The sequence below is a fragment of the Acidobacteriota bacterium genome (assembly GCA_016196035.1).
In the GTDB taxonomy this organism is placed as follows: Bacteria; Acidobacteriota; Blastocatellia; order RBC074; family RBC074; genus JACPYM01.
Map to the genome: position 1 here is coordinate 1 of JACPYM010000038.1, position 14312 is coordinate 14312.

At 61.2% G+C, this 14312-nt stretch carries 6 protein-coding genes; 2 read left to right on the forward strand and 4 right to left on the reverse strand.

The genetic code is table 11. The annotated features are described in order from the left end of the window. The 3 genes from HY011_13390 to HY011_13400 form a co-directional block, all read right to left on the reverse strand. A partial coding sequence (locus HY011_13390; GenBank protein MBI3423923.1) for an HYR domain-containing protein occupies positions 1-4179 on the reverse strand: 4179 nt, incomplete at its 3' end. 116 nt (positions 4180-4295) lie between these two features. Further along, positions 4296-5087, reverse strand: coding sequence for a hypothetical protein (locus HY011_13395; GenBank protein MBI3423924.1), 792 nt, complete (start codon positions 5085-5087; stop codon positions 4296-4298). Between the two features lie 127 nt (positions 5088-5214). Further along, positions 5215-6003 carry a hypothetical protein gene (locus HY011_13400; protein MBI3423925.1) on the reverse strand — a complete coding sequence of 263 codons (789 nt, stop codon included), beginning with the start codon at positions 6001-6003 and terminating at the stop codon, positions 5215-5217. Between the two features lie 402 nt (positions 6004-6405). Here HY011_13400 and HY011_13405 point away from each other — a divergent pair, with 402 nt between their 5' ends. Together HY011_13405 and HY011_13410 are read left to right on the forward strand one after the other, a co-directional pair. Next, entirely contained in the window at positions 6406-7794 is a 1389-nt protein-coding gene (locus HY011_13405; protein ID MBI3423926.1) for a helix-turn-helix transcriptional regulator, read from the forward strand. After that, positions 7782-11063 carry an AAA-like domain-containing protein gene (locus HY011_13410; protein MBI3423927.1) on the forward strand — a complete coding sequence of 1094 codons (3282 nt, stop codon included), beginning with the start codon at positions 7782-7784 and terminating at the stop codon, positions 11061-11063. Before HY011_13405 ends, HY011_13410 begins: the two co-directional genes overlap by 13 nt. Before the next feature lie 493 nt (positions 11064-11556). Here the strand turns inward: HY011_13410 and HY011_13415 are convergent, their stop codons facing one another. Continuing rightward, the gene (locus HY011_13415) at positions 11557-14187 is read right to left on the reverse strand and encodes a TonB-dependent receptor (protein MBI3423928.1); all 2631 of its coding nucleotides are present in this window, start codon (positions 14185-14187) and stop codon (positions 11557-11559) included. Positions 14188-14312 lie beyond the last annotated feature (125 nt).

Below are 14312 nucleotides of genomic sequence, written 5' to 3' on the forward strand. Positions count from 1 at the left end.
AACCAGCCCGCCGCCCGTGTTGTTCCAGATGCGAATGCGGAACTTGTCCGCGCCGCCGCCGCCCGGCTGGTCGCCGTCAATGGCCGTCAGCATGAAGCGGTAATCGCCCGCGCCGTTGATCGTGCCCGCGCCTTTGTATTGCGCGCGCGCGCCGGCGATGACCATCCATTCATAGCTCGTGCTGTGGAAGTTGAGATTGCCCGCCTTGAACTGGAAGTCGGTGTTGCCCGTCGGCACGCTGTTCCCGTTCTGATACTTCGAGACGAAGCCGAAGTTGGCCTTGCCGGTCAACGACGGAATCGGCACGTAAGCGCCAGCAGGCGAATTGATCCAGCCGCCGCCCGTCACCCAGCCGGCGCTCGCATCGTAGATCACCACCAACTCGGTCAAGCCGTCAGGCCCAATGACATCGGTCGTGTGCGCGCCGCCGCAGTTGTCCGTCACAGTCAACGTCACTTTGTAAACGCCCGCTGCCGTAAAGGTGAAGCTGCCGGTGATGGCGCCGGTCGTTTCGTTCACCGTGCCCGCTGACGTCAGGTTGTCGAATGCCCAGGTGGCCGTGTGCGTGCCGCCCGCGTTGTCGGTGAAACTGCCGGTGAAGTTGACCAGCGTGCCGGCGGCGTAGACCGAGCCGGTCGCGGGGCCGGTGATCGTTGCCACCGGGGGCGGATTGGTGACCATCACGGTCTGTTGGCAAGCGGCTTGATTACCCGCCGCATCGGTGGCGCGCCAGGTGATCGTAGTCGTGCCGAGCGGGTAGGGCGCGTTGAGCGGTTGCCCGTCGCTGCGGACGCCGGCCACCGTCACGCCCGCGCAATTATCCGTCGCCGTCGCCACACCGGGATTGACCGTCGCGCCGCAGAACATCGCGACGTTGGCCGGGCAGGCAATCACCGGCGGCGTGTTGTCTATGACCGTCACCGTGAAGGAACAGCTTGCCTGATTGCCTGCCACATCCCGCGCCGTGTAAGTCACGGTCGTCGTGCCAACGGGGAAGGTCGCGCCGGGATTGTGCGAGGAAGTCAGCGTTGGGCTGCCGCAGCTATCCGCGGCGGTTGGCGGCGTCCAGCTTGCCGTCGCCGCGCACGCTGTCGCCCCCGCGCCCGTGTAAACCGTGATGGGCGAGGGGCAATTGCTGAGCACCGGATTCGTGTGGTCAGCCACCGTGAAGCTGGTCGCACAGGTGGAGGTGTTGCCCGCCGCATCCCGCACGGTGAGCGTCACCGCCGTCGTGCCCAGACCGACCAGCGTGCCCGCCGCCGGACTCTGGGTGATGGTCAGCGCGCCGCTCGCCGTGCAATTGTCTGTGGCCGTGACTGCGCCGGTGAAATCGGGCAGCGCCGCTTGACAGTTGGCGTTGGCGTTGGCCGCTTGCGATGCGGCGCAAGCGGTGATCACAGGCGGGGTGCTGTCCACCACCGTGACCGTCGTCGTGCAGGTGTTGCTGTTGCCCGCTACGTCGCTGACCGTCACGGTAATCGTCGTCGTGCCGAGACCGGCCAGTGTGCCCGCCGCCGGACTCTGCGTCTTGGTCAAGGCTCCAAGCGGCGTGCAGTTATCCGCTGCCGTGACGCTGCCCAACACATTCGGCACTGCCGCCTGGCAACTGGCATTGGCCGCGACCGTCGTGCCTGCCGGGCAACTGATCAGCGGTTGCTCGGTGTCGTTGACCGTGACCGTGAAAGAGCAGGTGGCGCTGTTGCCCGCCGCATCCGTCGCGGTAGTCGTCACCGTCGTCATCCCCGGCGGGAAGACTGAACCTGCTGGCGGACTGCTGACGACTGTTACGCCGGGGCAATTGTCCGTCGCCGTCACCGTGAAATTGACGACCGCCGAGCACTGGCCGGGATCAGTTGGCTTGATGATGTTCGCCGGGCAATTGAGCAGCGGCGGCGTGTTGTCAATCACCGTCACGGTCTGCGTGGCCGTCGCCATGTTGCCGTTCCCGTCATTCGCTGTGTACGTGAGCGTCGTCGTGCCGACCGGGAAGAGATTCCCAGCGGGCACGCCGCTGCGCGTGACGGTGACAGTGCAGTTGTCATTGGCCGTCGCCGCGCCGAGCGTGGCATCGCTGATGACGACGCTGCACGCGGTCGCGCCCGCGCCAGTCGCGGCGTTCACGGTTGGCGGCGCGCTGATCGTGGGTGGCGTGTTGTCAACGACGGTGACGGTCTGCGTGGCCATGGCCGTGTTGCCGTGTCCATCATTCGCTGTGTAAGTGAGCGTAGTCGCGCCGACCGGGAAGAAGTTGCCGGATGGCACGCCGCTGCGCGTGATGGTCGCGCTGCCGCAGTTATCATTCGCGGTCGCTGTGCCCAGCATGGCCTCGCTGACGATTGCGCCGCAAGTCGTTGCGCCTGGCCCTGTCGCGATATTCACGGCGAGCGGCGCGCTGATCGTGGGCGGCGTGTCGTCAATCACCGTGATGGTCTGGGTCGCGCTGTTGCTATTGTTCGCCGCATCCTTTGCCACAAAGACGCGCGTGATGACGAGCGGGCTGGCCGTCGAGCCTGCGCCGCCGTTGCTGGCATCGGCCACGGTGATGGTCGGTGTGCTGCAATTATCCGTGGCCGTGGCCTGTGACGGGCTGCCGGGCGGGACTTGGCTGAGGCACTGATAAACGGCATTCGCGGGTGAGGTAATTTGCGGCGGCGTGGTGTCAACCACGGTGACGATGGCGGTGCATTGGCTGGCTGCGCCTTTGCTGTCGGTCACGGTCAGCGTCACGGAAGTGTTGCCGAGCGGATATGGCCCCGCTGGCGCTTGCGTGAGCGTGAACGCATCGCCATCGGGATCGGAAGAGCCGTTGTCAATCGAAGCGGCGGCGGTGCAGGTCGCGCCCGCAGAGACGGTCACATTCTGGCAGGTCGCCACTGGTGGCCTGTTTGGCGCTCGCTCGACGGTGACTTTTATACTCCCGCAATTGTCAGCCCAATAGCTGTCACCAACGCCTAAGAAGAGGTGAGTTGCACCAGCGGGGAGCTGAATGATCAACCCGCCCGGCGGGAAGAGGCGAAAGTCCTGTGGGATATCATTTGCCTCGTTGCAAAAAAAGTTCGGTCCTGTCCCCACATCATCTCCCGCCTCAATCGCGCCAGGGATGCGCGGCTGGACGCTGAGCGGCAACAGCGTGTTGGAGTTGCTGAAGACGCCTAGCACTGTAGTTTGTTCAGCTCCCACGGGCGTTTGGCCGCAAACAAAGCTGAAGCCCGGCGGCGCGACACTGTAGCTCAACTTCAAGCGGTCGCCCGGAGCAAAGCCCAGCGCCGCTAAATCCACAATGGTTGGCAGCGCCGGGTTGTCGCACGTGGTACGAAGATAGGTGGCTTTGGGGTCAACTGCTACCATGATGGTTTTGCACTTGCCCGCGCTGCCCGCGCTGACGATGGATTGAATTTCCGAAGTAGCGAGGGCGCGGTTGAAGAACTCCACCTCGTCAATAATGCCGGAGAAAAATTCTGTTTTGGTGGTTGCGCCGCCTACGAAGCGCGCGCCGATCAGGAATGGATCAGGCTCGCCATCGTCATCCTTGATCGCGCCGTCAGCCGCGGCATTCAAAGCCGCGCTGGCGTCCAGCACACCATCAACGTACAAACGGAGTTGGCTGGCTGCAATGTCTCTGAGCATGACCACGTGGTGGAAATTGCCGTCCGCGAGAAACGTTGCTCCAGCCAGCACCTGAATGCCTGGCGCGCTCGCATCGGTGTCGCGAATAGTCGTTTCAAGCTTGCCATCTTTGATCGTCACGAAATAGATGGAGTTGGCGACTCCTGGTGGACATGCCTGCCCGCACTCGTACTTGCTGACGATAATCTGCGACCCGGTCGTTTTCGTGGTCTTGATCCACGCATCAATCGTGAAGGAGCCGGTGCCCGGATCAAGGTTGGTGTTATGCGGAACCCGGACAAAATCGTCTACGCCATCAAAGAAGAATCCTTGTCCCACCTCGCCCGCCGCAAACGTTGCGCCATTTTGCAGCGCGCCGTTGTTACTACCCTGAACGTCGTTGGCGGTGCTATCGCCCGGCCACCAGCTAACCATGCCTGAAGGTGGCTGCACGCAAGTGCTTTGCGCGGCGACGCGCGGGGCGTGGCGCTCCCAAGTCAGCGCGAACAACGTGGTCAGCAAAGCGATTGCCGCGAGAGCGATGAGCGAGCGAGCAACAACGGGGCTACGCATGATGGTTTCCTCCGAAAGGTTGTTTGAGGTCGTGGTGGTCGCCGCTGCGCGCCGGCTGCTGAAGCCGGCGGCAGGGCGTTTTCAATCAATCTCAGCGCGTCCTTGCTCCTTACCGGCTAGGGCGTGATGGTCAGTTGATAGTTGATGTCCAGAATGAAGGTGAGATCGAAGCCGTCCTGGGCCTGCGTAAAAACGGCCTTGCCGGCAAAGTGCAGCGTGTGCGTTCGGACGGGGAGCGGTGCGAGCATCAGAAAATAACCGTCCGAGATGGCTGGGCTGGTCGCGCCAGGGACGGCGTCGGCCAGTCCGCCCGCCAGCAACAGGTTGTTGGGCGGCAGCGGCCCGTAGCTGAAGAGCGGCGATTGCACGCGATAGTTTTGCAGGTTGTACAGGCTCACGCCGTCCACGCTCGCCTGCAACTCTGTCACGCGATCCACCAGCGATTTGGCACAGGCGCGCAGTTCCGTTTCCGTTGCGCCATTGCCTTCCAGCGTCGCGCACTCCGCATCCAGCAGCGGAAAGAAGAGCGCTTTGCCGGCGGGAATGGTGCAACTGCGATTGGCCGTGCCGATCACGACATTCGGTCCCGTGCCGCCAGTCGCAGCGAAGGTTCCGCCCAGGAACCAGACCGGCCCTGATTGCCCGGCGCTGCAATCCGCCGTGTCGGTCAGCGGGTGCTGGTTCGCGGGCAGCGAGTAGGCCCATTTCCATTGCTCCGCGCTCCACTCGCCATAAGTTTTGCCGTATGGTCTGGTCGGGCCGAAAGAATGATTCCCACCCACGTTTGGCGGGATGACGACGGAGTTGCCGCCGAATTGCGCCTGCGCTGTTGTAGCTGGCAGCAGCCCCAGGACAAGCCCAAAGGCTGTGCAGAGACTGCGCCAAGATTGCCTCTTGCTTCTGAACATAATGTTTCTCCTTTTGCTTTTGATAAGGCTCGCGGAGAGACAGACACCTTTTCTATTGCGGCTGAAACGATGTGTCAGCCAAAGATGACCTGTGCTGGTGCTGTGCGGCCGCGCGCCGCAAGGCTTCTTACCGGTCGTCGTCGTCCTCTCTTCGGCAGCTTCGATAGTGGTCGCGCGGCACGACCGTGATGTTGTAGGTGATGTTCAAGCTGAAGTTGACGGGCGGGCCGATCGTGCCTCCAAAATTGAGCGTGTGCTGGCCGACCGGCAGCGGTCTCAGCAGCAGCCAGTAACCGTCCGCGACAGCCGGGCAGATGCAAAATCCATTGTGGCAGGCAAAGGGCGGCAGCAAGGCGCCGGCGCCGAAGAACTGGTAAATGTTGTCGGTCGCCGGGAGCTTGTAGCAGAACGGGCCATTGGATTTGGCGCGGTAGCCGAACGGGTTCTGCACGGGCTGGCCGTCAAGGCTGGCGTGCAACGCGTTAATCGCCGCCACGAAAAGGTCGGCTTGCGCAAACAGCCCTTGAGGGTTCAGCGGCGGGTCAACGCCGACGTTGTCCCACAACACGTTCACGGTGGGGAAGAAAAGCCGCGTTCCGGCCGGCAGCGTGATATTCCGGGTGGCCGTGCCTGAGGCGTTGAAGACACCGCCCAGAAAGAAGAGATTGCCCTCTTCTTGCTCACCCAGGCAGGCCAACGCGCCGGTCTCGTCAAACAGCGGGTTCTGACTGACGGGGAAGGACTCGGCCCATTGCCACCACTGCGCGGCCAGCTTCCGATACTCCCCATTGACCGGGATCACTCCCGGATTGGGATTGCTTTGCGCTTGGGCAGACGGGGTCGAACCCAACAGTCCCAGGACAAATGCGAGGGCTGCGATGATGCTGCGCCAATACTGCTGATTACTTTTGAGCATAACATTTCTCCTTTTGAGTGAAGCTCATCCTCGCTGCGCGTGGATGAGCCAAGTTTGGGTTAATGGCTGAGCACGTGGCTCGGTCATTTGGATTGTTTGTCGTTGCGCCGCATCGCGGTTGTGGAGAGTGGCGACTGAGCAGTTCGCCCCTTGAGCAATCGCCGAGACGGCTGTTTGTTTCGACCTTGCACCTTGCCCTATTGCCCTGCGCGCACGGCCGGGCGTAGAATCCGCGCCTCTCGATGACAACAGACAGTGGCCACGAACCGAGCACACAGGGCGTTTGCGCCGCACGGTTTGAATTGCTCGCTCCGCTCAGCACAACACGCACGATAAACAGCGGGGTGCTTAAAAATCCTTTGCAGCCCGCTTAATTCTTCTTGTTTCTTTCCGGTCACAGTGATGGGCCAAGGAACTCCACAACTTTATCTGTTCGACACTTTCTGCCTGGATGTCGGCAAGCGGCTGTTGCTCTGCGCGGGCGCGGTGGTGCCGCTCAAATCCAAAGACTTCGAATTGTTGCTGGCGCTGGTCGAGCGGCGCGAGCAGGTGCTGAGCAAAGAGGAATTGATGCGGCGCTTGTGGCCGGACAGCATCGTCGAAGAGGGCAACCTCAGCGTGCACGTCTTCGCCTTGCGCCGCGCGCTCGGCGAAACGCCCGACGAGCATCGCTACATCGTGACCGTGCCGGGACGCGGCTACAGCTTCGTCGCCGAGGTGCGCGTGGTACTGGGCGCGGAAGTGGGTTGCGTTAGCGCGCACGAGGAATTGGAACCGGTCGGCGGCGCAATGCCGCTCACTTCGCGTTTTTATGTGGAGCGGCGGACGGACGCGGAGTTTCAAGCCGCCGTCGCGCGGCGCGACAGCATCGTGCTGGTCAAAGGCGCGCGGCAAGTGGGCAAGACTTCGCTGCTGGCGCGCAGCCTGCAACGCGCGCGTGAAGCGGGCGCGCGGGTCGCGCTCACCGATTTTCAATTGTTCAACGCCGCGCAACTGGCCTCGGCGGAAAGCTTTCTGTTGGCGCTGGCCAAAACCCTGGCTGAACAACTGGAACTCGCGCAGACGCCCGCCGAAGTGTGGGACGCCGAGTTGGGGCCGAGCATGAATTTCACGCGCTATCTGCGCCGCGCGGCGCTGGGCGAGAGCGAAGCCCACCTGGTCTGGGGCATGGATGAAGTTGACCGGCTCTTCGCTTGCGCGTTCGGCAACGAAGTCTTCGGCCTCTTCCGTTCGTGGCACAACGCGCGTTCGCTCGAACCGGCGGGGCCGTGGCTGCGGCTGACGCTGGCGCTGGCCTATGCGACCGAGGCGCATTTGTTCATCACCGACATTCACCAATCGCCCTTCAACGTCGGCACGCGCCTGACGCTCGAAGACTTCACGCTGGAACAAATCGCCGACCTCAATCGCCGTTACGGCGCGCCGTTGGCTGACGATGCGGAGGTCGCGCGTTATTTCGCGCTGGTCGGCGGGCATCCTTATCTGGCGCGGCGCGGTCTGTCTGAACTGGTGACGACAGGCAGCGGCCTATCGAATTTAGAAGCGCGCGCCGCGCAGGATGCCGGCCCGTTTGGCGACCACTTGCGGCGCTTGCTGTTTGCGTTGTCACAGGACGCGGCGTTGTGCGAGATCGTGCGCGGCATGATGCAAGGCCAGCCGTGTCCGACAGCGGAGAGTTTCTATCGCCTGCGCAGTGCGGGCGTGGTGGTGGGCGAGACGGCGCGCGCGGCGCAATTGCGCTGCGGGTTGTACGCGAGCTATCTGGAGGAACACCTGCCATGCTCGAACTAGCCACCGATTTTTATGTCACCGGCGGCACACTGCGGCGCGACGCCCGCTGTTATGTCGAACGGCAAGCCGATGCCGAACTCTTCACCGCCTTGCGCCAGGGCCGGTTTTGTTACGTGCTGACGGCGCGCCAGATGGGTAAATCGAGCTTGATGGTGCAGACGGCCTTCCGTCTGCGCGAAGCCGAAGTGGGCGTCGCCATCCTAGACCTGACCGCCATCGGGCAGAACGTGAGCGCCGAGCAATGGTATCGCGGCCTGCTCAGTTACATCGGCCAGCAACTGGAACTCGAAGACGAACTGCTGGATTACTGGCGCGCGCAACGTGAACTCAGCCCCATCCAACGCTGGCTGCGCGCGTTGCGCGACGTGCTCTTGCCGCATTATCCCGGCCCGGTGGTGATCTTCGTGGACGAGATTGACGCCGTGCTGAGCCTGCCCTTTTCGACCGATGAATTTTTTGCCGCGCTGCGCGAATGCTACAACCGGCGCACGGAAGACCCGGAGTTGGCGCGCCTGAGCTTCTGTTTGCTCGGTGTGGCGACGCCGTCGGATTTGATCCGCGACACGCGCACGACGCCCTTCAACATCGGCCAGCGCATCGAACTGCACGATTTCACCGAAGCTGAGGCGCTGTCATTGGCGCAAGGCTTGCGATACGAAGACAAGACCAGCATGGCCTTGCTCAAACGAATCCACCATTGGACAAACGGACATCCATATCTGACGCAACGCCTCTGCCAGGCTGTCGTCGAGCACAATCCGCAATCACAAGATCACGACAGCGTAGGGGCAGACCTGCGTGTCTGCCCCGGTGGCGTCCGACCCGACCGGGGCAGACACGCAGGTCTGCCCCTACGTTGGTTTGTGAATCACTGGCAAGCGGTAGATCGTTTGTGCGCAGAGTTGTTCTTTACGCCGCGCGCGCAGGAACGCGACGACAATCTGCTCTTCGTGCGCGAACGCCTGCTGCACAGCGAAGTTGATCTGCCGAGCCTGTTGCACCTCTACGAACAAGTGCAGCGCGGCCAGCGCGTGCGCGACGACGAGGTGAACCCGGTGCAGAGCGTGCTGCGGCTGTCCGGCATTGCGCGGGTTGAAGCAGGGCGTTTGCGCGAACGCAATCGGATCTATGCGCGGGTCTTTGATCGGGAGTGGGTCAAGACGAATATGCCGGATGCGGAAGTGCGGCGGCAGCGCGCGGCCTTCCGGCGCGGCTTGTGGCGCGCGACGGCGGTGGCTGCGGTGATCGTCGCGGCGATGGCTGTCTTAGTTTGGTTCGCCCTCCAGCAACGAAATCGCGCCGTTGAACTGGGGCGGGCCAATCGCCGGTCGTTGTATGCGGCGCATATGAACCTGGCGCAACAGGCCTGGGAGATTCCTGACGTAGGACATGTCGAAGAGCTGTTAGAGGCGCACCGGCCGCTGGCAGGCGAGGAAGACCTACGCGGCTTCGAGTGGCATTACTTGTGGCGGCTCTCACACCGGCAGTTGTTCACCTTGCACCATAATGACATTGTCTTTTCAGTCGCCTTCTCACCTGATGGAAAGCGGCTGGCGACGGGCAGCGGTGATCGCACCGCTAAGCTCTGGGATGTCGCGACGGGACAGGAATTGCTGACCTTCAAAGGACATTCAGATCGTGTGCTGTCAGTCGCTTTCTCACCCGACGGGAAACGCCTGGCGACTGGCAGCAGTGATCGCACCGTCAAGCTGTGGGATACCGCGACGGGTCAAGAACTGCTCACGCTCAAAGAGCCTGCGGGGCAAATCATATCAGTCGCTTTCTCGCCGGATGGGACGCGGCTGGCGACTGGCAGTGAAGCTCGTACCGTGCTGTGGGATAGCGCGACAGGTCAGGAGTTGCTCGCGCTCAGCGGGCCTGCGAGCCTTGTCTATGCGGTCGCCTTCTCACCGGATGGCAAGCACCTGGCGACTGGCAACAGCGATCAAACCGCCAAGCTCTGGGATGCCGCGACGGGTCAGCGGCTGCTCACGCTCAAAGGGCATGCGAGCCTTGTCTATGCGGTCGCCTTTTCACCGGATGGCAAGCGGCTGGCGACCGGCAGTGCTGATCAAACCGCCAAGCTGTGGGACGCCGCAACGGGGCAGGAACTGCTCACGCTCAAAGGACATTCGATCAATGTCTCTGCGGTCGCCTTCTCACCGGATGGGCAGCGCCTGGCAACCGGAAGTTATGATCGAACCGCTAAATTGTGGGATGCCGCGACTGGTGCAGAACTGCTCACGCTCAAAGGGCATTCGGACGCTGCCTGTTTAATCGCCTTCTCACCGGATGGGCAGCGCCTGGCAACCGGGAGTTATGATCGAACCGCCAAGCTCTGGAATGCCGCGACCGGTCAGGAGTTGCTCACTCTCAAAGGGCATTCGGACTCTGTCTCTTCAGTGGCCTTCTCACCGGATGGAAAGAATGTAGCGTCAGGAAGCATGGATCGTACTGTCAAGCTGTGGGATGCTGCGACCGGCCAAGCACTGCTCACCCTCAAAGGACATTCGGACGCTATCTCTTCAGTCGCCTTCTCACCGGATGGGAAGCGTCTGGCTACCGGAAGCGCTGATCGTACTGTCAAGCTCTGGAATGCCGCGACCGGTCAGGAGTTGCTCACCCTCAAAGGACATTCAGACTTTGTCATGTCAGTCGCCTTTTCACCGGATGGGCAGCGACTGGCGACTGGGAGTTACGATCGAACCGCCAAGCTCTGGAATGCCGCGACCGGTCAGGAGTTGCTCACTTTCAAAGGGCATTCGTACTCTGTCCATGCAGTCGCCTTCTCACCTGATGGAAACAGCATAGCGTCAGGAAGCGGGGATGGTGCTGTCAAGCTGTGGGATGCTGCGACCGGCCAGGAACTGCTCACCCTCAAAGGCCATTCGGGCGTTGTTCGGTCACTTGCCTTCTCCCTTGATGGAAAGAGAGTAGCGTCAGGAAGCTGGGATCGCACCATCAAGCTGTGGGATGCCGCGACCGGCCATGACATGTTCACGCTCAAAGGACATTCAGATGCTGTCATGTCAGTTGCCTTCTCCCCTGATGGGAAGAGATTGGCGTCAGGATGCCAGGATCATACGATCAAAATATGGGATGCCGAGACCGGCCAGGAATTGCTCACTCTCAAAGGGCATACGAGCCCCATCCATTCAATAGCCTTTTCGCCGGACGGCAAGAATATAGCTGCGGGAGGCAATGACTACCCTGTAAAGGTGTGGCGCGCAGCTACGGACAACGGGGTCTTGGCACGCATAAGGCCGTGAGCGATAACCCGCTGATGAGCGAAAGATGGCAGTTACCTAGCTACAGCCTTATAGATAATCCCAGTGCTTCTTCCCCCAGTACACTTTTCAGGGGTTATATTTTTGTATGTGCAGAACACTCTGCCGCGTTCATCTCTGTGGTCGTAGATTCTGCCATCCCAGCAGATTGCCGCGTAACCTGCTTTAGCGTACTTATCATCCGGTGTGAGGCCATTCGTATTGCCAACGTCATGGCCCGAACAGTCTCCGGTACCGACTCTCACCCAAACTTTTTTTGGCGTCTTTTTGCCTTGGCCAATAGCTGAACTGTCTGGCCAGCTAAGTAGGGGAAGGGTGATAAGCAGCGCAAGGCTGACCACTGTTGAGGCAGTGTAGCGATTCACAGAACGCATTTTCTTGAAGCCAGGCATGCTTGGGTTGTACGACACGGCAAATATCCAGTCAATGGCTTGCGCCACACATTCAACAGCACATCCGTGACCGCGCCCCAAGTTCAAAAGCTGAACCGCAGCCCCGTCTCCAACCGCCGCCCCGGCAACGCCATCGTCGCCCGGCCAAAGAACGGCGAAGTCTGTACGCCCGAAAATCCCGCCAGATTGGCGTGATTGAGCACGTTGGTCGCTTGGATGAAAAACTCCGTGCGATAGCGCTTTTGCTGTGCGCCGGGCATCCCGGACATTGAGCCGAGCATGCCGCCCGCATCGCCGTCGCCGCGCAACACGCGCACCTGTGGGCCATGTCCGGCCAGGTCTTCGCGCGCTTTGCCGAAACCGAAACCCCAACTCAGCCGCGTGCTCAAATCAACGCGCCGCGCGCCGCGCGCGCTGTTGCGCGTCAGGCCCAACGGACGGTCATTGATGATGCTGTCGCCGTTGTTGTCGAAGCCCGTCGTCACGTTGTAAGGCGTCGCCGAACTGGCTTGCAAAATCGTGCCCAGCCGCAAGCCGCGCGGCAGCGTGTAATTCGACAACACGAAGAGGCGGTGGCGCGCATCCATCAACGAGGGGCCGCGTTCGCCGCGCAGATCGAAGCTGTTCACGGGCAGGCTGAGCGGGCTGTCGCTCTCGTTGGTGCTCTTCGACAACACGTAGTTGGCGGCGAGCATGAACTTGCCCATCTTCATCCAGTTCAAATTGACGATCAGCGCGTGGTTGAACGAATTGGCGCTGCTTTCGATTTGCGTGATGTTGCCCGCGGTTGGATCGTGGCGGCCCGCGCCCGGCAGCGGCGCGTTGATGTTGCGCCCGCGCAGCAAGTGCACGCCGCGTTGATAGCGGTATTGTGTCGTCAAGCGCATGTTCTTCGCCAACTCGCGTTCGATGCCGAACGAGGCCACCTGCGAATAGGGCATCTGCAAGCCCGCCTCGGTTTGCACACGGCTAGGCGGCAATTGCACGGGCTGGCCGCAAGCAAACGGATTTGGATAACAAGGCTGTTGCACAATCAGATCGCGCTGTTGCAGTCCGTTGACGCGCAAGGCTTGTTCAAAGGTATCCGCGCCGAACCAGTCGTAAAAGATGCCCGCGCCGCCGCGCAGCGTCGTCTTGCCGTTGCGGAACGGCGAATATGCGAAGCCGAAACGCGGCGCAAAGTTGTTGCCGTCAGCCAGATTGTTTTGCCATTCGTGACGCACGCCGAAATTCAAGCTGAAGCCTTTGCTCACGCGCCAATCGTCTTGCACAAACCAGCCGAGTTGATGCTGATTGAAATCAAGCTGGCCCGCGCCGCTGCGTTGCGAATACTGCGTGGGTTTACCGGCGTTAAACGCGGCGAGGCTGGAAAAGACAAACGTGCCGTTCAGATTGCGGGCTTCGTCGCTGCGGTAATTGCCGGTCTCGGCTTCTACGCCAAGGCGCAGTGCATGTTTTTTGAAGGCGGCATCCAGATTGTCGGCGAGGTCGAAATCGTGCACGCGGCGGTCGCTGCTGAGCTGTGCGCCGCCGCGCGTAAAGGCGTTGAGCACCTGAATGGTGGTCGCGTTTGACAGCGAATCGAGCGCGACCGTTTGCCACCGCGATTGAAAGCGGAATTCGTTGAACAGCTTTTTTCCGAAGGAGCCGGAATCGGCCAGGCGCAAGATGTGCTCGGTCGAGTCTGACGAATAGGCGCGTTCGTACAGATCAAAGCCCCCCACGCCGAGATTGCTTTGCCGTTTGGCATTGCGCTGGTATTCGCCACGCGCCGCGTGCGTTTTGGTCAGCATGTGTTCAACGCGCGCCGCCAGATTCAACGTGCGCAACGGTCGGCGCACCGCATCCATCAGTATATTTGTTGGCAACGTGCTTCCGGGTAAGGCGGCGAGCAGGGCGACGGAATCGTATGCGTTCACGCCATCGGCGGACAGAAACGCCGAAGTGTGTTTGCGCCAGAGCGGGCCGCCGATTTCAAACCCGAAGCGCCGGTTTTGTTCTGGCGCGCGAAAGGGCACGAAGGCATTGCGCGCGTTCAACGCTTCATCGCGAAAGCCAGCGTTGAGACTGCCGTGCCAACTATCCAGGCCGGGCTTGGTGTAAATGTCTACGCCAATCAGCGCGGCGTCGTGGTTTTCAGCGGCGTAGGGATTCATGCGGAAGCGGATTTCCCGAATCTGTGATTTGGGCGGCAGATGGCCGCCGCGGAAGCCGTTGACGCGAAAGGTCGCGCCGGGGCCAGCCATATCGCGAATGGCTTGCTCAAACTCATCAGGATCGTCTGGCAGTTGCGCGATTTGCTCTGCCGTCAATACTGTCGAAAAGGCGTTGCCACGCGCATCGGTGTTGGCTTCGCGTTTGTCCTGTTCGACGTTGAGCACTTCCTGCACTTCGGCGATTTCCAGCCGCACCTCCAATTGGTTGCTGCCGGGTTGCAGCTTTATGTCATTGAGTGTGCGCGGTGTGAAACCGGGCGCGCTAACTTGCAACTGATAGCTGCCCGCGACAAGTTGGTTGAACGTCAATTCGCCGCGTGCATTGGTTTTTTGCGCGCTCTTTTTCGCGCCCGCCGGAGCCGTGACGACTTGCACTTTGGCTTGGGGAATGGCCGCGCCGCTGGGATCAACGACGGTGACACGCAGCGTGGTCGCTGTTTGCGCTGAACTTTGATTGCTAAAAATAACCAGGGCGCACAGCACCATGCACAGCACCATGAGGAGTCGTCTCCCATGCCTTTGAACAAAGCGACTGCAATTCATTTTCCCTCCTTCGATCCCATCTTCGAGTTTAGACCATTGATTGAAACGTGGACCGTGGCGCGACGGTGTTCAGAGTTCCG

Coding starts and splice junctions, on each gene's coding strand:
- HY011_13405 (MBI3423926.1), top strand. CDS start 6,406: ATGGGCCAAGGAACTCCACAACTTTATCTGTTCGACACTTTCTGCCTG.
- HY011_13400 (MBI3423925.1), bottom strand. CDS start 6,003: ATGCTCAAAAGTAATCAGCAGTATTGGCGCAGCATCATCGCAGCCCTC.
- HY011_13415 (MBI3423928.1), bottom strand. CDS start 14,187: ATGGTGCTGTGCATGGTGCTGTGCGCCCTGGTTATTTTTAGCAATCAA.
- HY011_13410 (MBI3423927.1), top strand. CDS start 7,782: ATGCTCGAACTAGCCACCGATTTTTATGTCACCGGCGGCACACTGCGG.
- HY011_13395 (MBI3423924.1), bottom strand. CDS start 5,087: ATGTTCAGAAGCAAGAGGCAATCTTGGCGCAGTCTCTGCACAGCCTTT.